Annotated in this window: 21 protein-coding genes; 16 read left to right on the top strand and 5 right to left on the bottom strand. The window is 65.1% G+C overall.

Going from position 1 to position 19,329, the window contains the following annotated elements; genetic code table 11:
* The first annotated feature begins 93 nt into the window (after nucleotides 1-93).
* Nucleotides 94-684, top strand: a complete 591-nt coding sequence (locus tag GGD61_RS07890) for a PAN domain-containing protein (RefSeq protein WP_018316361.1) — start codon at nucleotides 94-96, stop codon at nucleotides 682-684.
* A 349-nt stretch (nucleotides 685-1,033) separates the two neighbouring features.
* Here the strand turns inward: GGD61_RS07890 and GGD61_RS07885 are convergent, their stop codons facing one another.
* From GGD61_RS07885 to tldD, 3 genes are all read right to left on the bottom strand, one after another.
* Nucleotides 1,034-1,600, bottom strand: a complete 567-nt coding sequence (locus GGD61_RS07885; protein ID WP_183230477.1) for a nucleotidyltransferase family protein — start codon at nucleotides 1,598-1,600, stop codon at nucleotides 1,034-1,036.
* Between the two features lie 82 nt (nucleotides 1,601-1,682).
* Entirely contained in the window at nucleotides 1,683-2,462 is a 780-nt protein-coding gene (gene lepB, locus GGD61_RS07880; RefSeq protein WP_183230476.1) for a signal peptidase I, read from the bottom strand.
* Nucleotides 2,459-3,886, bottom strand: a complete 1,428-nt coding sequence (gene tldD / locus GGD61_RS07875; protein WP_026201654.1) for a metalloprotease TldD — start codon at nucleotides 3,884-3,886, stop codon at nucleotides 2,459-2,461. The genes lepB and tldD overlap by 4 nt, the downstream gene beginning before the upstream one ends.
* 169 nt (nucleotides 3,887-4,055) lie before the next feature.
* Between tldD and GGD61_RS07870 the strand changes: the two genes are divergently transcribed.
* Nucleotides 4,056-4,343 carry a hypothetical protein gene (locus GGD61_RS07870; RefSeq protein WP_018316358.1) on the top strand — a complete coding sequence of 96 codons (288 nt, stop codon included), beginning with the start codon at nucleotides 4,056-4,058 and terminating at the stop codon, nucleotides 4,341-4,343.
* 2 nt (nucleotides 4,344-4,345) lie between these two features.
* On the opposite strand, the gene GGD61_RS07865 is transcribed toward GGD61_RS07870, so the two are convergent.
* Nucleotides 4,346-4,888, bottom strand: coding sequence for an invasion associated locus B family protein (locus GGD61_RS07865; RefSeq protein ID WP_409362452.1), 543 nt, complete (start codon nucleotides 4,886-4,888; stop codon nucleotides 4,346-4,348).
* Between the two features lie 480 nt (nucleotides 4,889-5,368).
* On the opposite strand from GGD61_RS07865, the gene coxB reads away from it, so the two are divergent.
* From coxB to GGD61_RS07820, 9 genes are all read left to right on the top strand, one after another.
* The gene (coxB, locus tag GGD61_RS07860; RefSeq protein ID WP_018316356.1) at nucleotides 5,369-6,208 is read left to right on the top strand and encodes a cytochrome c oxidase subunit II; all 840 of its coding nucleotides are present in this window, start codon (nucleotides 5,369-5,371) and stop codon (nucleotides 6,206-6,208) included.
* Nucleotides 6,209-6,295: 87 nt separating this feature from the next.
* Nucleotides 6,296-7,915, top strand: coding sequence for a cytochrome c oxidase subunit I (gene ctaD, locus GGD61_RS07855; RefSeq protein WP_018316355.1), 1,620 nt, complete (start codon nucleotides 6,296-6,298; stop codon nucleotides 7,913-7,915).
* A gap of 61 nt (nucleotides 7,916-7,976) precedes the next feature.
* On the top strand, nucleotides 7,977-8,921 hold the full coding sequence (locus tag GGD61_RS07850; RefSeq protein WP_092255829.1) for a heme o synthase: 945 nt from the start codon (nucleotides 7,977-7,979) through the stop codon (nucleotides 8,919-8,921).
* Nucleotides 8,918-9,094, top strand: a complete 177-nt coding sequence (locus tag GGD61_RS07845; RefSeq protein WP_018316353.1) for a hypothetical protein — start codon at nucleotides 8,918-8,920, stop codon at nucleotides 9,092-9,094. The genes GGD61_RS07850 and GGD61_RS07845 overlap by 4 nt, the downstream gene beginning before the upstream one ends.
* A gap of 5 nt (nucleotides 9,095-9,099) precedes the next feature.
* Nucleotides 9,100-9,753 (top strand): cytochrome c oxidase assembly protein, encoded by a 654-nt coding sequence (locus tag GGD61_RS07840; protein WP_183230474.1) that lies wholly within the window; start codon nucleotides 9,100-9,102, stop codon nucleotides 9,751-9,753.
* A 78-nt stretch (nucleotides 9,754-9,831) separates the two neighbouring features.
* Entirely contained in the window at nucleotides 9,832-10,728 is an 897-nt protein-coding gene (locus GGD61_RS07835) for a cytochrome c oxidase subunit 3 (protein ID WP_092255826.1), read from the top strand.
* 99 nt (nucleotides 10,729-10,827) lie between these two features.
* Nucleotides 10,828-11,229: a DUF983 domain-containing protein gene (locus GGD61_RS07830; protein ID WP_018316350.1), complete on the top strand. Its 402-nt coding sequence runs from the start codon at nucleotides 10,828-10,830 to the stop codon at nucleotides 11,227-11,229.
* Nucleotides 11,226-11,978 carry an SURF1 family protein gene (locus GGD61_RS07825; RefSeq protein ID WP_092255823.1) on the top strand — a complete coding sequence of 251 codons (753 nt, stop codon included), beginning with the start codon at nucleotides 11,226-11,228 and terminating at the stop codon, nucleotides 11,976-11,978. The genes GGD61_RS07830 and GGD61_RS07825 overlap by 4 nt, the downstream gene beginning before the upstream one ends.
* A gap of 118 nt (nucleotides 11,979-12,096) precedes the next feature.
* Nucleotides 12,097-12,462 (top strand): nuclear transport factor 2 family protein, encoded by a 366-nt coding sequence (locus GGD61_RS07820; RefSeq protein WP_092255821.1) that lies wholly within the window; start codon nucleotides 12,097-12,099, stop codon nucleotides 12,460-12,462.
* Between the two features lie 66 nt (nucleotides 12,463-12,528).
* Here GGD61_RS07820 and GGD61_RS07815 read toward each other — a convergent pair whose 3' ends face one another.
* On the bottom strand, nucleotides 12,529-13,875 hold the full coding sequence (locus tag GGD61_RS07815; RefSeq protein ID WP_092255818.1) for a histidine kinase: 1,347 nt from the start codon (nucleotides 13,873-13,875) through the stop codon (nucleotides 12,529-12,531).
* 86 nt (nucleotides 13,876-13,961) lie between these two features.
* Here GGD61_RS07815 and GGD61_RS07810 point away from each other — a divergent pair, with 86 nt between their 5' ends.
* The 5 genes from GGD61_RS07810 (at nucleotide 13,962) to GGD61_RS07790 (ending at nucleotide 19,301) form a co-directional block, all read left to right on the top strand.
* Nucleotides 13,962-14,606: a response regulator transcription factor gene (locus GGD61_RS07810; RefSeq protein ID WP_018316346.1), complete on the top strand. Its 645-nt coding sequence runs from the start codon at nucleotides 13,962-13,964 to the stop codon at nucleotides 14,604-14,606.
* A 552-nt stretch (nucleotides 14,607-15,158) separates the two neighbouring features.
* On the top strand, nucleotides 15,159-16,577 hold the full coding sequence (gene thrC / locus GGD61_RS07805) for a threonine synthase (RefSeq protein WP_177237080.1): 1,419 nt from the start codon (nucleotides 15,159-15,161) through the stop codon (nucleotides 16,575-16,577).
* Nucleotides 16,574-17,863: a pitrilysin family protein gene (locus GGD61_RS07800; RefSeq protein WP_092255813.1), complete on the top strand. Its 1,290-nt coding sequence runs from the start codon at nucleotides 16,574-16,576 to the stop codon at nucleotides 17,861-17,863. The genes thrC and GGD61_RS07800 overlap by 4 nt, the downstream gene beginning before the upstream one ends.
* A 39-nt stretch (nucleotides 17,864-17,902) precedes the next feature.
* Nucleotides 17,903-18,490: a GNAT family N-acetyltransferase gene (locus tag GGD61_RS07795; protein WP_018316343.1), complete on the top strand. Its 588-nt coding sequence runs from the start codon at nucleotides 17,903-17,905 to the stop codon at nucleotides 18,488-18,490.
* Between the two features lie 160 nt (nucleotides 18,491-18,650).
* A complete protein-coding gene (locus GGD61_RS07790) occupies nucleotides 18,651-19,301 on the top strand; it encodes a hypothetical protein (RefSeq protein WP_018316342.1) in 651 nt (216 codons plus the stop codon).
* Nucleotides 19,302-19,329 lie beyond the last annotated feature (28 nt).

Below are 19,329 nucleotides of genomic sequence, written 5' to 3'. Positions count from 1 at the left end.
GGATTCAGCCGTTCATCGCCCATACAGGTTTGCGGCGATCAAATGACCGGCTGAAAAAACCTGAACGTCGTCAATAACTCGAAAGCTGTTCTGATGGGGAAGGGCCGCCTGTCCGGCGCCGTCATGGCAAAGGTCTTGGCAAAAGTCCTGGCAAGCGCCGTGGCATGCGCCGCGCTGCTTTCGCTCGCATGCGTGAGCGTGCCGGCGCGCGCCCAGACGGCGTTCGACCGGCCCGGCGGCGACTATTTCAGCACGCCGGTCGCCTCGGGCGATCCCGAGGATTGCGCGCTGCTGTGCGAGCGCGACCGCCGCTGCCGCTCGTGGAGCTTCAGCTATCCCGACGTCGAAGGCGGCGCGGCGGTGTGCTGGCTGAAGAACACCGTGCCGGCGCGAGTGCCGGGAAGTTGCTGCATCTCGGGTGTGCGCGGCGCCGGCGTGATCGAGCCGCGGGTCGAGGGCGTGGAGACGTCGATCGACCGCCCCGGTGGTGATCTGCGCAATTTCGAGCTCAAGGACGGCGAGGGCGAAGAGGCCTGCAAGGCCGCCTGCACCGCCGATAACAAATGCCGCGCCTTCACCTATGCCCGCCCCGGCTACACCGGACGCGAGGCGCGCTGCTTCCTGAAAAAGGAAATCAAACCGCCGCGAAGGAAGGCGGGATTCACGTCGGGCGTGGTGCGGTAGGCAAGGTGCCGTAGGGTGGGCAAAGGCGCCCTTGCGCCGTGCCCACGATCTCTGAGATACGGCGCAGGCGCGTGGGCACGCTCCGCTTTGCCCACCCTACGGCACCTCACTCTGCCACGATCACCGTGAGCTCCGGCCACAGCGCTTTCCATCGCGCGGCTTGCACTACGTAGTTCGCAACGGAAAAATTCGGACCCGGATTGGGCCGCGCGATCAGCAGCTCTCACCGCAATCATTGCGAGCGTAGGTGCCGTAGGGTGGGCAAAGGCGCCCTTGCGCCGTGCCCACGATCTTTCCGATACGGGGACAGACGCGTGGGCACGCTTCGCTTTGCCCACCCTACGAGATCTTACTCTGCCACGATCACCGTGAGCTCCGGCCACAGCGCCTTCCATCGCGCGGCCTTCGCTTCGTAATTGGCGATGGAGAAGTTCAGCGCTCGATTGGGCCGCACGATCAACCCCGCGACGTCGTCGAACCCGTGGGGCGCATAGACGTCGAAATCTCCGCCCGCGCATCTCACTCCGAATTGCGTGTTCTGCGTGAGGAAGCGGTCGATACCGTCAGTCGAACGTGTCAACGGCGGATAGGGCAGGCCATGCTTGGCAGGGTACCAGAGATGGACGCGCGCCTGGTTGCGGATCTCGATCTTGGCGCCGAGATGTCCAAGCCGCGCATGCAGCGTACGGATCACCGCGTCCTCGGCTTCCCAGGAGGTATCGGGATCGAAATAGAACACGTCGTAATCGGCAATGCCGTGACCGATCGGGCGGCCCGTGAGCCCGTTCCACGCCGTCTGCACCAGGCAACCTGCAACCAGCCACGCATCCGGCAGCGCGAGTTGCACGAGCGCGTCGGTGATCCCGACGTTGAGCGGATTGCGGAGCGCCAATGCGAGGAATTCGTCGCGGATCATCAGGAGTCGCAGGTTAGGGCTCTCCAGATTGCGACAGAAGAGGTGGGCACGCTTCCGCTTTGCCCACCGCAGGATCTACGGCTCAATGCACGGCGGTGAAGAACCGGCCGAGCCGGAAGCCGGAGAGCCAAGTGTACACCGGCTGGCCGCGTATGCCGAGATCCCAGGAGCCGAGCACTGCATCGGCACGGCCGATCAGATTGTCGATCGGCAACAGTCCGACGCCGCCGGACCGCAGCGGCACGCGGCTGTCGGCGGAATTGTCGCGGTTGTCGCCGAGCACGAAGAGGTGACCGGCCGGCACCGTCACTTCCGGCGAGTTGTCGAGCGGACCGTTGTCGCGCATCTTGAAGATCAGGTGAGAGACGCCGTTCGGCAGCGTCTCGACATAGCGATAGGCGGGCTCGCTGCCGCCATTGTCGTCCTCGGCCGCGCCAACGCCGTCCGGCTTGAGCTCGGCGGGGCGGTCGTTGATGAAGAGCTGGCCCTGCCGCATCTGGATGCGATCGCCGGGCAGACCGACGACGCGCTTGACCCAGGCCTGCGAGCGATCGCCAGGCCAGCGGAATACGACGACGTCGCCCTGCTTCGGCGTCTCCGCGAAGACGCGGCCGCTCTCGGGCAGGCTGATCTGGATCGGCAGCGACGAGGTGCCGTAGCCGTAGGGGAATTTCGAGGCGAGCAGTGCATCGCCGATCAGCAGCGTCGGCTCCATCGAGCCCGACGGCACGTAGAACGGCTCGGCGAGCGCGCCCTTGGCGATGAAGACGGCTGCGACGATGCCGGCGAGCTGAACGATCTGCCCGCCCCAGCCGCTGCTCTTCCGCTTGGGGGTGACGGTGACCTTTTCTTCCATGCTCATGCGCCCGTTCCACCCACCGTGATGCGCTCCATCAGCAGCGACGGCTGGCCGACGCCGACAGGCACGCCCTGTCCATTCTTGCCGCAGGTGCCGATGCCGGTATCGAGCGCAAGGTCGTTGCCGATCATGCGGATGCGATGCAGGTCGGTCGGCCCGTTGCCGATCAGCATGGCGCCCTTCAGCGGCGCGCCCAGCTTGCCGTTCTCGATCTTGTAGGCCTCGGTGCACTGGAACACGTACTTGCCCGAGGTGATGTCCACCTGGCCGCCGCCAAAATTCGCAGCAAAGACGCCGTTCTTCACCGAAGCGAGGATCTCGGCCGGATCGCGGTCGCCCGCGAGCATGTAGGTGTTGGTCATGCGCGGCATCGGCACGTGGGCATAGCCCTGGCGACGGCCGTTGCCGGTCGGCTTCATGTTCATCAGCCGCGCGTTCTGGCGGTCCTGCATGTAGCCGACCAGGACGCCGTCCTCGATCAGCACGGTGCGATTGGTCGGCGTGCCCTCGTCGTCGATCGACAGCGAGCCGCGGCGCGAGGCCATGGTGCCGTCATCGACCACGGTGACGCCCTTGGCCGCGACCTGCTGGCCCATCAGGCCGGCAAATGCCGACGTCTTCTTGCGGTTGAAGTCGCCTTCGAGGCCGTGGCCGACCGCTTCATGCAGCATCACGCCGGGCCAGCCGGCCCCTAACACGACGTCCATCTCGCCGGCGGGGGCGGGGATCGATTCCAGATTGACCAAAGCCTCGCGCAACGCGCCGTCGGCGGCATCGCGCCAGTTCTTACTCTCGATGAATTCGGCATAGCCGGCGCGGCCGCCATAACCCTTGCTGCCGCTCTCCTGGCGGTCGCCCTGGCCGGCAACGACGGAAATGTTCACGCGCACGAGCGGGCGGATGTCGCGATAGCTCTCGCCGTCGGGCCGCAGGATCTCGACGACCTGCCAGGTCGCACCCAGGCTGACGCTGACCTGCCGCACCCGCGGATCCTTGTCGCGCAGATAAGCGTCGATCTCGGCGAGCAGTTTTACCTTGGTCTCGAAGCCCGGGGCATCGAGCGGGTTGTCATCGCCGTAAAGGCGCACATTGGTGTGCGCCGGCGGCGCGGCGAAGCTGCCGGAATAGCCGCCGCGCACGGCCGCGACCGCGTCTGCGGCGCGGATCAGCGCCGGCAGCGAGACGTCGGAGGAATGCGCATAGCCGACCGCATCATCCTTGACCGCGCGTAAGCCAAACCCTTGCGAGGTGTCGTAGGTCGCCTGCTTCAGCCGCCCATTGTCGAACATCAGCGCTTCGGTCTGGCTGTACTCCAGGAACAGCTCACCGTCGTCGGCACCGGAAAGCCCGCGCGCGACCTCGTGGCGAACCTGGTCGCGGTCGAGATTGGCGCGGTCGAGCAGGGAGGTCGTGGCAGGATTTGTCATGCGTCCGTCCATTAGCGGAAGATGTGGGGCAAGATAATGGTTTCCCGCCAGTTCCGCGAGGGCCGGACCGTGACATTACGAAAACGATAGGTGCGGCTCGGGCTTAAGCCGGCTTTCAGGCTTTTCGGGCTATCAACGGCGAACCCGGAGTCGGAGCCGCAGACAGAGCATGTGGAATTCCCTGACGGTGTTCTGGGATCAGTATCACGGCCTGATCATCGGCTTCGCCGCGCTGGCTTTGGTCCTGATCTTCAATCAGTTCGTCTACCGCCGCCGCTGGACATCCTATCCCACGCGCGAGGCCTATGTCGCGGCTCACCCGGCCTGTGACACCGTTGACGGCATCCTCTGTGCGACATGTCGGCGAAAGGCGCTGGTCGGGCCAGTGGCCGGCAGAGGCCGCATCTATCGCTGCGGCTGGTGCGACACGGAGCTTTATCGCGTGGACAGGGCGTAGCCCTAAGGCAGCTTGTCATAGCCCTCGCCGAGCCCGTTCAGGCTGAGCGGGAAGCCGATGCCCTCTTCCGGGGTCTCGAAGATGATGAAGGTGGCGGTCTTGGCGGTGCGGAGCTGGCCGAGCAGCTTGTCGTCCATGACGACCTCGGCGACGCAGCCATTGGGCAGGCAGCGGACGAAGCCGGCGCGGCCGACGTCCTGGTTGTCGAGCTTGAGGCCGAGGCCGGAGGGCAGCAGGACACCGAGCGGCGCGACGACGCGCATCAGGCGGCTCTTCTGGTCGGCGGTCTTCAGCACGATGACGGTCAGGCCGGCATTGGAGCGGTCTTCGGCTACCACGCTCTGGATCAGGGCGCATTGCTCGGTCTGGGCGCCCGGTGGGGTGTCGCAGCGGATCTGCCAGTCGCCCTGGACGGAGCGGACTGCGCCCTGCGCATGGGCGAGGCCGGGGAGTGCCAGAAGGACGAGCGCGGCCAGCAGGCTGGCCAGCGCCGAAAGGCGGGTCATCTGCCTTCTAGCCAGCCTTGCCATAGCCAGCCCTGCCATCGATTTCGAAAGCCCCATCGGGTCGGTCCCTCTGCTCGCCTTCCTCGCTCGCGCTTGGCGGACTAATCTGGCGGACTGATACGGGAATGACGGCGCCTTGAAGGCGATTCCCAAGCAAATTCCACGCCGCCTCGCGCCGCCGCCGCCCGCACGAATCAGGTTCCTGCGCGGCCATCTGTCAGTGCCTACCGCGGGCAATTCCGCTGTCAAGCGGCAGCATCCCGGCAAACGGTATTTTTGTTTGATCTTACTAGGAAATATCTTGCGGGTGATCGCTGGCAGACGGGGCTCAAGACTGCATTGCGATAGATCAAAAATTATGGTTTGAGAGGCTTGATTTCGGCGTTCTAGCGATCTGGCCCCAATTCCTCTTAGAGGTATTCTTGCGCGGCGGTTTGTCAGGCGGGCGGATCGAATAAGCGTTTCCCGCAAACAGGGGGAGCGCACTTGGGGTGATTTCGTAAGGGGAGCGCGAACGGCATGAGGATGTCGATGGGCCCGGTGGGCCGGCACTTGCTGGGATTGGCCGTGGCGGGTCTGACGCTGGCGACGGGCGGTGCGGCATTTGCCGAGCTCGGGCAACCGAAGCCCTGGGAATGGACGCTTCAGGAGTCCGGCTCCCCGGTGATGGACAACATCGTCTGGTTCCACAACTTCCTGTTCGTGCTGATCACGCTGATCACGCTGTTCGTCCTGGCGCTGCTCGTGGTCGTGGTCGTCAAGTTCAACGCGCGGGCCAATCCGGTGCCGTCGCGGACCACCCACAACACGCTGATCGAGGTGGCCTGGACGCTGGTTCCGGTGCTGATCCTCGTCGGCATCTCGGTGCCGTCGTTCCGGCTTCTGTTCCTCGAGCTCGACGTGCCGAAGGCGGATATCACCATCAAGGCGACCGGCAAGCAGTGGTACTGGTCCTATGCCTACCCGGACAACGGCAAGTTCGAGTTCGACTCGCTGATGGCGCAGGACAAGCAGCCCCGCCTGCTCGGCGTCGACAACGAGATGGTGGTGCCCGTCAACAAGGTGATTCGTGTCCAGGTCACCGGCGCCGACGTCATCCACGCCTTCGCGCTGCCGGCTTTCGGCGTCAAGATCGATGCCATTCCGGGCCGGCTGAACGAAACCTGGTTCAAGGCGACCAAGACCGGCATGTTCTACGGCCAGTGCTCGGAGCTCTGCGGCAAGGACCACGCCTTCATGCCGATCGCGATTCGCGTCGTGAATGACCAGGAGTTCGCCTCCTGGGTCGAGACGGCAAAGAAGAAGTTTGCGAGCGGCGGCACCAGCACCTACGCCTCCGCGGCCGGCCCGACGCAGTAAGCGTCGGGTGACGGCTCTAAGGGACTGAAAGCGACATAAGGGCGGGACCTCCAGAGGTCCGATTGGGACGCAAGGCAGGATTTGAAAATGGCAACGAGCGCAGCGGCACACGGCGATCACGCCCACGGACATGACGAGCATGCCCATCCGACCGGATGGCGCCGCTACGTCTATTCGACCAACCACAAGGACATCGGCACGATGTACCTGATCTTCGCGGTCATCGCCGGCGTCATCGGCGCCGCGATGTCGATCGCGATCCGTGCCGAGCTGATGTATCCGGGCGTGCAGATCTTCCATGAGACGCACACCTATAACGTGTTCGTGACCTCTCACGGCCTGATCATGATCTTCTTCATGGTCATGCCCGCGATGATCGGCGGCTTCGGCAACTGGTTCGTGCCGCTGATGATCGGCGCGCCCGACATGGCGTTCCCGCGCATGAACAACATCTCGTTCTGGCTGCTGCCGGCCTCCTTCGCCCTGCTCCTGATGTCGACCTTCGTCGAGGGCGAGCCGGGTGCCAACGGTGTCGGCGCCGGCTGGACCATGTACGTGCCGCTGTCGAGCTCGGGCCATCCGGGCCCGGCCGTCGACTTCGCGATCCTGTCGCTGCATCTGGCGGGCGCCTCCTCGATCCTCGGCGCCATCAACTTCATCACCACGATCTTCAACATGCGCGCGCCGGGCATGACCCTGCACAAGATGCCGCTGTTCGTGTGGTCGATCCTGGTGACGGTGTTCCTGCTGCTGTTGTCGCTGCCGGTGCTTGCCGGTGCGATCACCATGCTGCTCACCGACCGCAACTTCCACACGACGTTCTTCAACCCCGAAGGCGGCGGCGACCCCGTGCTGTTCCAGCATCTGTTCTGGTTCTTCGGCCACCCCGAAGTGTACATCCTGATCCTGCCGGCTTTCGGCATGGTCAGCCAGATCATCTCCACCTTCTCGCGCAAGCCCGTGTTCGGCTATCTCGGCATGGCCTACGCCATGGTCGCGATCGGCGGCATCGGCTTCGTGGTGTGGGCGCACCACATGTACACGGTCGGCATGTCCAGCGCGACGCAGGCCTATTTCGTCGCCGCGACGATGGTGATCGCGGTTCCGACGGGCGTGAAGATCTTCTCGTGGATCGCCACGATGTGGGGCGGCTCGATCGAATTCCGGGCCCCGATGATCTGGGCGGTGGGCTTCATCTTCCTGTTCACGGTCGGCGGCGTCACCGGCGTCGTGCTGGCGAATGCCGGCGTCGACCGCGTGCTGCAGGAGACCTATTACGTCGTCGCCCACTTCCACTACGTGCTGTCGCTTGGCGCGGTGTTCGGAATCTTCGCCGGCTGGTACTACTGGTTCCCGAAGATGTCGGGCTACATGTACAGCGAGACGCTCGCGAAGGCGCACTTCTGGGTCACCTTCATCGGCGTCAACCTGGTGTTCTTCCCGCAGCACTTCCTCGGCCTGTCGGGCATGCCGCGCCGCTATGTCGACTATCCCGACGCGTTCGCGGGCTGGAACCTGGTCTCGTCGGTCGGCTCCTACATCTCCGGCTTCGGCGTGCTGATCTTCCTCTACTGCGTGCTCGACGCCTTCATGAAGAAGGTGCCGGCTGGCGACAATCCGTGGGGTGCAGGTGCGACCACGCTGGAGTGGACCTTGCCCTCGCCGCCGCCCTTCCATCAGTTCGAAGTGCTGCCCCGCGTGCAGTGATCGATCTCCCGCGGCGCCCGTGACGGGCGCCGCGGCTCTATAACCAAGCGAGTTGAATTAAGTGTCCGTCCTCGACCACAACGCCATCGACATCAATCCCCGCATCTCCGAGGCGGAGGTGGGCGACTACATCGCGCTCTTGAAGCCGCGGGTGATGTCGCTGGTGATCTTCACCGCGCTGGTCGGGATGGCGATGGCGCCCGGGCATTTCCACTGGGTGCTGGCCATCACCTCGCTGCTCTGCATCGCCGTCGGTGCCGGTGCCTCCGGCGCGCTCAACATGGCGCTGGAAGGCGATATCGACTCCAAGATGTCGCGCACGGCGAACCGGCCGATTCCGCGCGGCCGCATCACCCGCCCTGAAGCCATGGCGTTCGGCCTGACACTGTCCTTCTTCTCGGTGATGACGCTCGGCATCCTCGTCAACTGGATCGCCGGCGCGCTGCTCGCCTTCACCATCTTCTTCTACGTCGTGATCTACACGATGTGGCTGAAGCGCTGGACCGCGCAGAACATCGTGATCGGCGGCGCCGCCGGTGCGCTGCCGCCGGTGGTGGCCTGGGCTGCGGTGACCGGCACGGTTGACGTCGAGCCGCTGCTGCTGTTCGCCATCATCTTTTTCTGGACCCCGCCGCACTTCTGGGCGCTGGCGCTGTTCCGCTCCGACGATTACGCGCGCGCCGGCATTCCGATGCTGCCCAATGTCGCCGGTCCCGACGCGACGCGGCTCCAGATCCTGCTCTACACCATCGTGCTGATCGCGGTCGCCGCCGCGCCCTGGGCGCTCGGCTATTTCGACGCGATCTACGGCATCGTCTCGCTGATCCTTGGCGCCGGCATGCTGGTGCTCGCGATCAACGTCTATCTGCGCCGCGAGCGAGCTGCGTCGCTGCGCGCGACCCGCAAGCTGTTCGCCTTCTCGATCCTCTATCTGTTCGTGCTGTTCGCGACCCTGCTGGCCGAGGTCGTGTTCCGGGCAGTTGCTCCGCTGGTAGGGGGCGCATGATCGCAGGGATGGTCGACAAACCCGAGCCAGATGGAATCGTCCTCACCGAGGCGCAGAAGAAGAGCCGTCGTCAGCGTTCGATTGCGATCGCGCTCGCGCTCGGCGTGCTCGTGGTGCTGTTCTTCGCCGTCACCATGGTCAAGGGGCCGGCAGTCCTCGTGCGGCCGATGTAGGAAACATGGATCACGATCCCACCATATCGCAGGATGTCAGCGCCAAGCCGGCCAAGCGTGAGCCGACCAAGGGCCGCGGGCTGGGCCGCGATGTGGTGGTTGCTTCTATCTGCGGCGGCGTGGTCGCGTTGATGGTCGGTGCCTCCTACGCGGCGGTGCCGTTCTACAACTGGTTCTGCCGCGCCACCGGCTTCAACGGCACGACCCAGGTCGCGACCTCCGCGCCGGCCACCGGCCCGATCGCGCGGAAAATCTCGGTGCGCTTCGATTCCAACGTCGCGCCGGGCCTGCCCTGGAAGTTCGAGCCGGAGCAGAGCGAGATCGAGGTCAATATCGGCCAGGTCGTGACCGTCTTCTACACCGTGACCAACCAGGCCGCGCGCACCACCGCCGCGCAGGCCGCCTACAATGTCGCGCCGCTGACGGTCGGCTCCTATTTCCAGAAGATCAACTGCTTCTGCTTCACCGAGCAGACCATGGCGCCCGGCGAGAAGCGCGAGATGCCTGTTGTCTTCTACGTCGCTCCCTCGATCGCTGACGATCACGAGAACGACGGGCTGAACACGATCACGCTGTCCTACACCTTCTATCCGGTGAAGGATCCCGTGGTGAAGCCGCTGGCATCGGGCGAAGGCGACAAGCGCAAGGGAAATCTTTGATCGCCGGGCTCGCGCTCAGGCGGTTGGAAACAAGGGGATAAGTGCCTGACAGGCACGGGATTGAGGAGAGAGACCGAAATGGCTACGGCGCACACCAAGCATCACGACTATCACCTGGTCGATCCCTCGCCCTGGCCGGCCGTCGGTTCGCTCTCGGCCTTCATCATGGCGGTCGGCGCGATCGCCTGGATGCATCACATGTTCTCGGCCGCGCCGATCGTGTTCGGCGTCGGCACCGTGGGCGTGCTCTACACCATGGCGAGCTGGTGGGGCGACGTGATCAAGGAAGCCCAGTACAAGGGCGACCACACCCGCGTCGTGCAGCTGCATCACCGCTACGGCATGATCCTGTTCATCGCCTCCGAGGTGATGTTCTTCGTGGCCTGGTTCTGGGCCTATTTCAACGCCGCGCTGTTTCCGGCCGACGCCGTCCACGCCACCCGCGATGCCGTGTTCGGCTGCGGCCTCGGCACCCAGGCCGGCGCCTGCGCCGTCCCCGGCACTTGGCCGCCGAAGGGCATCGAGACCTTCGATCCCTGGCACCTGCCGCTCCTCAACACGCTGATCCTGCTGACGTCGGGCACCACCGTGACCTGGGCGCACCATGCGCTGCTCGAGAACGACCGCCAGGGCCTGAAATACGGCCTGATCCTCACCGTCGTGCTCGGCGCGCTCTTCACCTGCGTGCAGGCCTATGAGTACAGCCATGCGGCGTTCTCGTTCGGCGGCAACGTCTATGGCGCGACCTTCTTCATGGCGACCGGCTTCCACGGCTTCCACGTGCTGGTCGGCACCATCTTCCTGCTGGTGTGCCTGTTCCGCGCCTATGCCGGCCACTTCACGCCGACGCAGCACCTCGGGTTCGAGTTCGCCGCCTGGTACTGGCACTTCGTCGACGTGGTCTGGCTGTTCCTGTTCCTCTGCATCTACGTCTGGGGACACGGCGCCGAAACCATGGCCCACGGCGCGCACTGAGCCCGCGCGGCAGATCATCAACAAGGGCGGCCCGCAAGGCCGCCCTTTCGCTTTCAGGCCGCCGGAAGCTCCGGCGGAACTGTGATAGAGTCCGCGATCATGAATGACAGCACCGGCCCGTCCGTGCCTGAAACCACCGTCCTGCAAAGCGCGCTGCGCGGGCTTGCCTGCCGATGCCCGCGCTGCGGCCAGGGCAAGCTTTATGCGGGCTTCCTGACGCTCGCGCCTGCCTGCGACCGCTGCGGTCTCGACTATGCCTTCATCGATACCGGCGACGGGCCGGCGATCTTCATCATCATGCTGGCCGGCGGGATCGTGGTGGCGGCTGCGCTCATCGTCGAGGTCAAATACCAGCCGCCATACTGGCTGCATGCGGCGCTGTGGTTGCCGCTGATCCTGGCCACCACATTGTTGCCGCTGCGTGCGATGAAGTCGCTGCTGATCGCGCTGCAATTCCACCACAAGGCGGCGCCGGGCCGGTTGGTCGACCGCGCGAAATGAATCAGCCTGCGCGCAAGCCTCGCGTGGCCGGCTTCGCGCTGTTCACGCTGTTCCTCACGGCCGTCTTCATCGCGCTCGGCCTCTGGCAATTGCAGCGCCGGACCGCCAAGCACGCGCTGGTCGCGGCGCTCACCGAGCGCCTTGCAGAGGTGCCCATCGTGCTGCCGCCATCTTCGCAATGGGCTGCACTCGATCCCGCGCGCGACGAATTCCGCCGCGTCAGCTTCACCGCGACCTACGCAGCCCTGCCGGATGCGATGATCTATTCGTCGGGCTCGGCAGTGCGCAAGGACGCCTCCGGCCCCGGCACCTGGGCGTTCCTGCCGGCGCGGCTGCCCAGCGGCGAGACGGTCGTGATCGATGCGGGCTTCGTCGAGAACACGATGCAGGACCGCAGCGTCGAGGATCGCGCGGTGAAGAAGCTCGTCACCGGGCAGCCGGTCGCGCTCACCGGTTACCTGCGCTTTCCCGAGCCGCCAGGCTGGCTGACGCCGGCGGAGAACCGCGACAAGCGGCTCTGGTTCGTGCGCGATCATCCGGCCATCGCAGGCGCGCTCGGCTGGGGCGCGGTTGCGCCGTTCTATGTCGACCTCGAGCAACCGGTGCCCGAGAACGGCATCCCGCGCCCGGGGCCGCTCGACGTGCATCTGAAGGACGATCACCTGCAATACGCCATCACCTGGTTCCTGCTCGCAGGCGCCGTGCTGATCGCCTTCGCGGTGTGGGCAAGAGGCCGGCGGCAGAGCTGAGCTCGACCGTAGATACTCTGAGGGAACCCGGTATCGTCCGGGGTTTATTATTCAGCGCACATTCACGAGTGTGGTCCTAAGCCGCCGGTGAGTTTCCGCGGCAGACAGGGATTGCGGCGTGAGCGATTTCGACCAGATGGGAATTGTCGTCGATTGGGTGGACGCCTGCCGGAAGGGCGACCTCTCGACGTTGCTCGACCTCTATGCGGACGACGCCCAGGTCGAATGCACGTGCAACGGCGCGCAGCGCTATCGCGGCCGCAGCGAGCTCGAGGCCTATTGGCAGCCGCGCCTCAGTGCCTTCTCGTTGGCAGGTTTCGGGCTGGAGGAGATCCATCCCGCGCCCCATGGCGTCGATGTCGAATATTCCGTCGCCGGCGCGCTACGCATTCACGCCTCGTTTCGCTTCAGCCCGGAAGGCAAGATCCGCAGCACGTTGTGCGAGCCGGCGCAACAGGACGCGCATCATGGCTGCGCCTGTTAGGGCATGATGCGGACCCGAAGGGCCGCGTTGGCGCAAAGTGCGCAGTGGGTCTCCGACAAGGTCAGCTCATCCAATGGGCTGGACCGGCGCCTGGCGTGCCGGCTCGGTCGGAAGCCGGCAGCGTACATAAGTTCGCCCATCCACGCGCAACAGTGACAGCGATCCGCTGAGCGCGCGCACGCGTTCATGCATGCCGGTCAGACCGCGGCCGAAAACGTTGCCCTCGGGAAAGCCGTCGCCGTCGTCGGAGATCTCGATGATGAGCGCCTCGCCGGTGACGGTCGCCTGGGCATGGGCGTTGCCGGCCTTGGCGTGGCGCAGCACGTTGGTCAGCGCCTCCTGGATCACGCGATAGACGGTCTGGGCCAGCGGCCCGGCGATCACGTTGAGACCCGGATCGATCGTCTCCGTCAGGACGATATGCGGTGCCTGCTTGCGAAAGTTCTGGAGCAGCGTCTGCACGCTGGTCGAAAGGCCAAGCTCCTGAATGTAGAGCGGCCGCAACCGATCGAGGATGCGGCGGTTGGTCTGCTGGAGCGCCTCGACCGATTGCAGCACATCCTGGGCTGATTTGCCGAGATTTCCCACCTGCGGCGAGGCGTCGACCAGCGCGATCGTGCCGGCGCGGATGCTGAACAGCAGCGGTCCGAGCTCGTCGTGCAACTCGCGGGCGAGATCGCGCCGCTCGTCGTCCTGGAGCGACACCAGGCGGTGCATCAGATCGCGATTGTCCTGGCTCAATTGCGCCAGCGTCGCAGCCAGCGCATTTGCTTCCGCACAGCTCTGCCGGATCTCCGGCGGGCCTCCGACCGGGATCGGCTTTGCGTAGTCGCCGCGCCGCATCCGTGTGAGGCCTTGGCCGAGATGCTGCAGGGGACGCAGTGCCGATCCCGCGAAGACGTAAGCGATGATTCCGGTGAGCACGGTCAGCACGGCGACGAGGCCGGTCAGCGCCAGGAAGCCGATCCACTTCTCGAACAGGTCGGCCGACAGGTCCGGCAGGAACACGATATCGCCGACACGTCTGCCATCGATCAGCACCGGGGTTGCGGCGTCCATGTCCGGTACCATGAGCAGGTTGACAAACCACTGCGGAATCCCTTGCAGGTTGTGAAGGCCGTCCTTTGGTGGCTCCGCAGGAGGGGCTTCCGCGGAACGGAATTGGATGTCCGAGGAGGTGGTCAAGGATTGAACAAAGGCGTCAAGCGTCTTCCGCGGGTCGTCCGACGCGCGCAGAGTGTTGTTGAGTGCGGCCGCGATCGTCCGGGTCGAACGTCGTGCGGGCTCGTTCTCGTCGGCGAGCTGACCGGCCGCGAAGATCTGGAGCAGCACGCCGCCAAGGATCAGCGCGGCGAGAAAGCTCGCCCCAAGTGGAAGAAACAGTTGCGTTCTGAACGAGAGTCGTTGCCACATTAGGTCAATTCTAACGCGCATCGGCGGGATTTACTCTTTCCATTTGTTCCCGCCGGTCTATGAGTCGAAAAACAAGAGAGTGCGCGATGCAAGATACCGCCAAGCCGGCGACCAGGGTCCTGATTGTCGATGACCACCCCGTGGTGCTGTCCGGTTGCCGCACCCTGTTCGCTTCGGACCATTCGATCCGTATCGACGAGGCGACCGACGCCAAATCCGGCCATCGCGCCTATGTCAGCAAGCGGCCCGACGTCACCGTGATCGACATCAGCCTGCCCGATGTCTCCGGCTTCGAGCTGATGCGACGCATCCGCAAGGACGATCCCGACGCCAAGATCATCATGTTCAGCATGAACGACGATCCGGCCTTCGTGGTGCGGGCGGTCGAGCTTGGGGCGCAGGGCTATGTCTCCAAGGGCGATGATCCCAGGATCCTGCTGAAAGCGGTGCGCAAGGTGATCGCGGGCGACAATTACATCTCACCGCAACTCGCGGAAGCCGTGACGTTTTCCGGCGCGGCGATCAAGGCCAACCCGGCTTCGCAGATGACGCCGCGGGAGCTCGAAATTCTCCGCCTGCTCGGACGCGGCGACAAGATCGTGGAAGTCGCCGAGGCGCTCGGCATCTCCTACAAGACCGTCGCCAACACCACGTCCCTGCTCAAGCAGAAGCTGGGAGCCAAGAACCATTCCGACCTGATCAGGATCGCGGTTGAAATCGGCATGAATTGAGGGCCCGGGGGCCCGGCACCGAACCGGCTGCTCCAGGATGCAGCCGGTTCGGCGAGACGGATTGGTGCCGGCGTGCAGCCGGGCAATGCATGGACACCGCCGACACCCATCCGCGGACACAATGGGTCGAGGTGGCATTCGTTCCGGATCCCCGCAATTGTCGGGATAAAATGGCAATTCTTCACGACGGTTGGCTGGAGCGCGCTCGCAAAAGCTTGGGCATGTCGGGAAAAATAGGAACATCTTCCCGCGCTCGTCGTTTTCGCCCTTGACGATTTCGTGACTGACGGCGAAAGGTTGCCGGACAAGTTTCAGCGGGAGCGGCGACCCCAGAGGCAAACCGGTCTGCACATATCAACGACAGACCTTCCAAGAGAGGGCTGCGGCATCGCCGCAGCCTTTTTTGCTGGGCAGGGGTGCCGGCGGGAAGCGGTTTCCTGATGCCGCAAAACACTTTATGGTGGCGCAAAGCTTCTGGCTGTTAACAAGTAATTTCGTAAAATCAAAGGCTTAACGAGCGGTCGTAAGCCCGGTCGGCCTTTGGAGGGCAGTTTGACTCGTTATATCTCGACCCGGGGCGAGGCCCCCGAACTCGGCTTCTGCGACGTGATGCTGACCGGGCTTGCGCGCGACGGCGGCCTGTATGTGCCGACCATCTGGCCCCAGCTCTCCAATGAAACCATCGCCGGCTTCTTCGGCCGCCCCTATTGGGAGGTCGCGGTCGACGTGATCCGTCCGTTCGCCGGCGACGAGATTTCGGACGCCGAGCTTGGCCGCATGGCGAACGAGGCCTATGCCACCTTCCGCCATCCGGCGGTGGTGCCGCTGCGCCAGATGTCGCCGCACCAGTTCGTGCTGGAGCTGTTTCACGGCCCGACGCTCGCCTTCAAGGACGTGGCGATGCAGCTGATCTCGCGGCTGATGGACCATGTGCTCGCCAAGCGCGGCCAGCGCACCACCATCGTGGTCGCCACCTCAGGCGATACCGGCGGCGCTGCGGTCGAAGCCTTCGCCGGCCTCGAGAACGTGGATCTCATCGTGCTGTTCCCGCACGGCCGCATCTCCGAGGTGCAGCGGCGAATGATGACGTCGACGGGCGCGGCCAATGTCCATGCGCTCGCCATCGAGGGCAATTTCGACGACTGCCAGGCGCTCGTGAAGGGGATGTTCAACAACCATCGCTTCCGCGATGCGACCTCGCTCTCCGGCGTCAACTCCATCAACTGGGCGCGCATCGTCGCCCAGGTGGTCTACTATTTCACCTCCGCCGTCGCCGTCGGTGCGCCGGCGCGCGCGGTGGATTTCGTCGTGCCGACCGGCAATTTCGGCGACATCTTCGCCGGCTACGTCGCCAAGCGCATGGGGCTGCCGGTGCGGACCCTGCGCATCGCCGCCAACGTCAACGACATCCTGGCGCGCACGCTGAAGACGGGGATCTATGAGGTGCGCGAGGTGCACGCGACGGCGTCGCCGTCGATGGACATCCAGATCTCCTCGAATTTCGAACGGCTGCTGTTCGAGGCCGGCAAGCGCGATGCAGCCGGCGTGCGCCGCCTGATGGATTCGCTGAAGCAGTCAGGACGTTTCGTGCTGCCGGACGCAACGCTGGCCGCGATCCGCGAGGAGTTCGACGCCGGCCGCGCTGACGAGACCGAGACCGCGGCTGCGATCCGCGCCGGCTGGCGTGAGGCAGGCGAGCTGGTCGATCCCCATACGGCGGTGGCGCTCGCTGTCGCCGATCGCGACACCACCGACACGAGGGTGCCAAGCATCGTGCTCTCCACCGCGCATCCGGCCAAATTCCCCGACGCCGTCGAAGCGGCCTGCGGCCAGCGGCCGCAACTGCCGGCCTGGCTCGACGGATTGATGACCAAATCCGAACACATGAAGGTGATGAAGAACGATCAGGCCGAGGTCGAGCGGTTCGTGCTGTCGGTCAGCCGCGCCGCAAAGCAGGGAGTTGCCGGATGAGCGTCGAGATTTCCAAGCTTGCCTCCGGCCTGACCGTCGTCACCGACAAGATGCCCCATCTCGAGACCGCGGCGCTCGGCGTCTGGGCCGGCGTCGGCGGACGCGACGAGAAGCCGAACGAGCACGGCATCTCGCATCTGCTCGAGCACATGGCGTTCAAGGGCACGACGAAGCGCTCCTCGCGCGAGATCGTCGAGGAGATCGAGGCGGTCGGCGGCGACCTCAATGCCGGCACCTCGACCGAGACTACGTCCTATTACGCGCGGGTGCTCAAGGCCGACGTGCCGCTCGCGCTCGACGTGCTCGCCGACATCCTCGCCAATCCGGCCTTCGAGCCCGACGAGCTGGAGCGCGAGAAGAACGTCATCGTGCAGGAGATCGGTGCCGCGCAGGATACGCCCGATGACGTCGTGTTCGAGCATCTCAACGAGCTCTGCTATCCCGATCAGCCGATGGGCCGCTCGCTGCTCGGCACGGCCAAGACGCTGCGCGCCTTCAACCGTGACATGCTGCGCGGCTACCTCTCGACGCATTATCGCGGGCCCGACATGGTGGTGGCGGCCGCAGGCGCGGTCGATCACAGCCAAGTCGTTGCCGAGGTCGAGAAGCGCTTTGCGAGTTTCGAGGGGACGCCGGGCCCGAAGCCGCAAACCGCTCAGTTCGGCAAGGGCGGCGCCAAGGTGGTGCATCGCGAGTTGGAGCAGGCGCATCTGACGCTGGCGCTGGAAGGCGTGCCGCAGAACGATCTGTCGCTGTTCTCGCTCCAGGTCTTCACCAACATCCTCGGCGGCGGAATGTCGTCGCGCCTGTTCCAGGAGGTGCGCGAGAAGCGCGGCCTCTGCTACTCGATCTATTCGTTCCACGCGCCCTATACCGACACCGGCTTCTTCGGCCTCTACACCGGCACCGATCCGGCCGACGCGCCGGAGATGATGGAGGTCGTGGTCGACATCATGAATGAGTCGGTGGAGACGCTGACCGAGGCCGAGATCGCGCGGGCCAAGGCGCAGATGAAGGCAGGGCTCCTGATGGCGCTGGAGAGCTGCTCGTCGCGTGCCGAGCAGCTGGCGCGCCACGTGCTGGCCTATGGCCGGCCGCAGACGGTCGAGGAGCTGGTGGGCCGGATCGACGCCGTCAGCGTCGAATCGACCCGGGACGCGGCGCGTGCGCTGCTGTCGCGGAGCCGGCCTGCCGTTGTCGCATTAGGCAGTGGCAGGGGTCTGGACACGGCGGTGTCTTTTGCGGAAGGATTGACGCGGGCACGTGCCAAGGCGCGGCTGCATTAGGAGCCGCGCGCGGGCTGAGCTGCCCCGGGAAGCATCACCATGGCCCTCTTTCGCCTGCCGTCCAGTGGACCCGCCGCCCTCGCGCCGCGCGGTAACGGGCTGTTGCTGCGCGCGCCGCAGATGTCGGACTTCCTGCAATGGGCGCATTTGCGCGAAACCAGCCGCGATTATCTGACGCCCTGGGAGCCGATCTGGCCGTCTGACGATCTCACCCGATCCGGCTTCCGCCGCCGCCTGCGCCGCTATTCCGAGGACATTGCCGCGGACCGTTCCTATCCCTTTCTGATCTTCCGCGAGCTTGATGGCGCCATGGTCGGCGGCATCACGCTGGCCAATGTCCGGCGCGGCATCGTGCAGGCCGGCACCATCGGCTATTGGGTCGGCCAACCCCATGCCCATCGCGGCTACATGACGGCTGCACTGCGGGTGCTGCTGCCGACGCTGTTCGGCGAGCTCAATCTGCACCGGGTCGAGGCCGCCTGCATCCCCACCAATGCGCCGTCGATCCGGGTGCTGGAGAAGTGCGGTTTCTCCCGTGAGGGCTTGGCGCGCCGCTATCTCTGCATCAATGGGGTCTGGCAGGACCATTTGCTGTTCGGCCTGCTGCATGAGGATTTCCGCGGCTGAGCCGCTCGATCATGTGGCCAAATCCCTTGCCCAAGTCCTTTGGCCAAGTCCCCTGCCAAGTCCCCCTTTTTGCTGCCTTGGGTTCGCCGATTTTGACGATATAACCCGCATGCCCCGGCCCACGATCGGCCGGACAATTGTCATTGGAGTACGGGCTTTGATGGTGAAGCAGCTTCGGTCATCGCGGAATGTGCTGCGGCGGGGGACGGCGATCGCGCTTGTCTTGTCGATGTCGTTCGCGGCGGTTTCGCCGGTGGCCGCCCAGTCCTTGACTGACCGCTTCAAGAGCCTGTTCGGCGGCAAGTCGGATGAGCCGGCCCCGCCCAAGCCCGCGCCCGCGCCTGGCCAGCCGGCGGAAGACGAGGTCGATTGCCCGCAGGTGACGGTGCGCGCGGGCGCATCAACCTACGCGGTCGGGGCGGCCGGCAAGCCGGCCGTCGGCAACGAGATCCGCTTCCAGGCCTCGATCACCAAGATGGCGCGCGAATGTTCCCGCAGCAGTGTCGGCATCACGGCCCGGATCGGAATCCAGGGCCGCGTGATCGCCGGTCCCGCCGGCGCGCCCGCCACCGTCGAGGTGCCTTTGCGTGTCGCGGTGGTGCAGGGCGGCGTCGGCGAGAAAGTGATCGCCTCGAAGGCTTACCGGACGACGGTCGAGATGTCGGAGGGCGGCAGCGTGCCCTTCACCTTCATCGTCGAGGATCTGGCTTATCCGACGCCCTCCGCCGCGGTCGCCGATTCCTATGTCTTCTATGTCGGCTTCGACCCGCAGGCGCTGTCGCCCGAGCCGAAGGGACGGAAGAAGAAGTAGGTAAGCAAGTCGTCACGAAGAACGCTGT

Origin of the sequence: Bradyrhizobium sp. SBR1B (assembly GCF_014198205.1) — a bacterium.
In the GTDB taxonomy this organism is placed as follows: domain Bacteria; phylum Pseudomonadota; class Alphaproteobacteria; order Rhizobiales; family Xanthobacteraceae; genus Bradyrhizobium.
The sequence above is the reverse complement of the archived record's forward strand: the minus strand, read 5'-3'. Positions and strand labels throughout refer to the sequence as shown.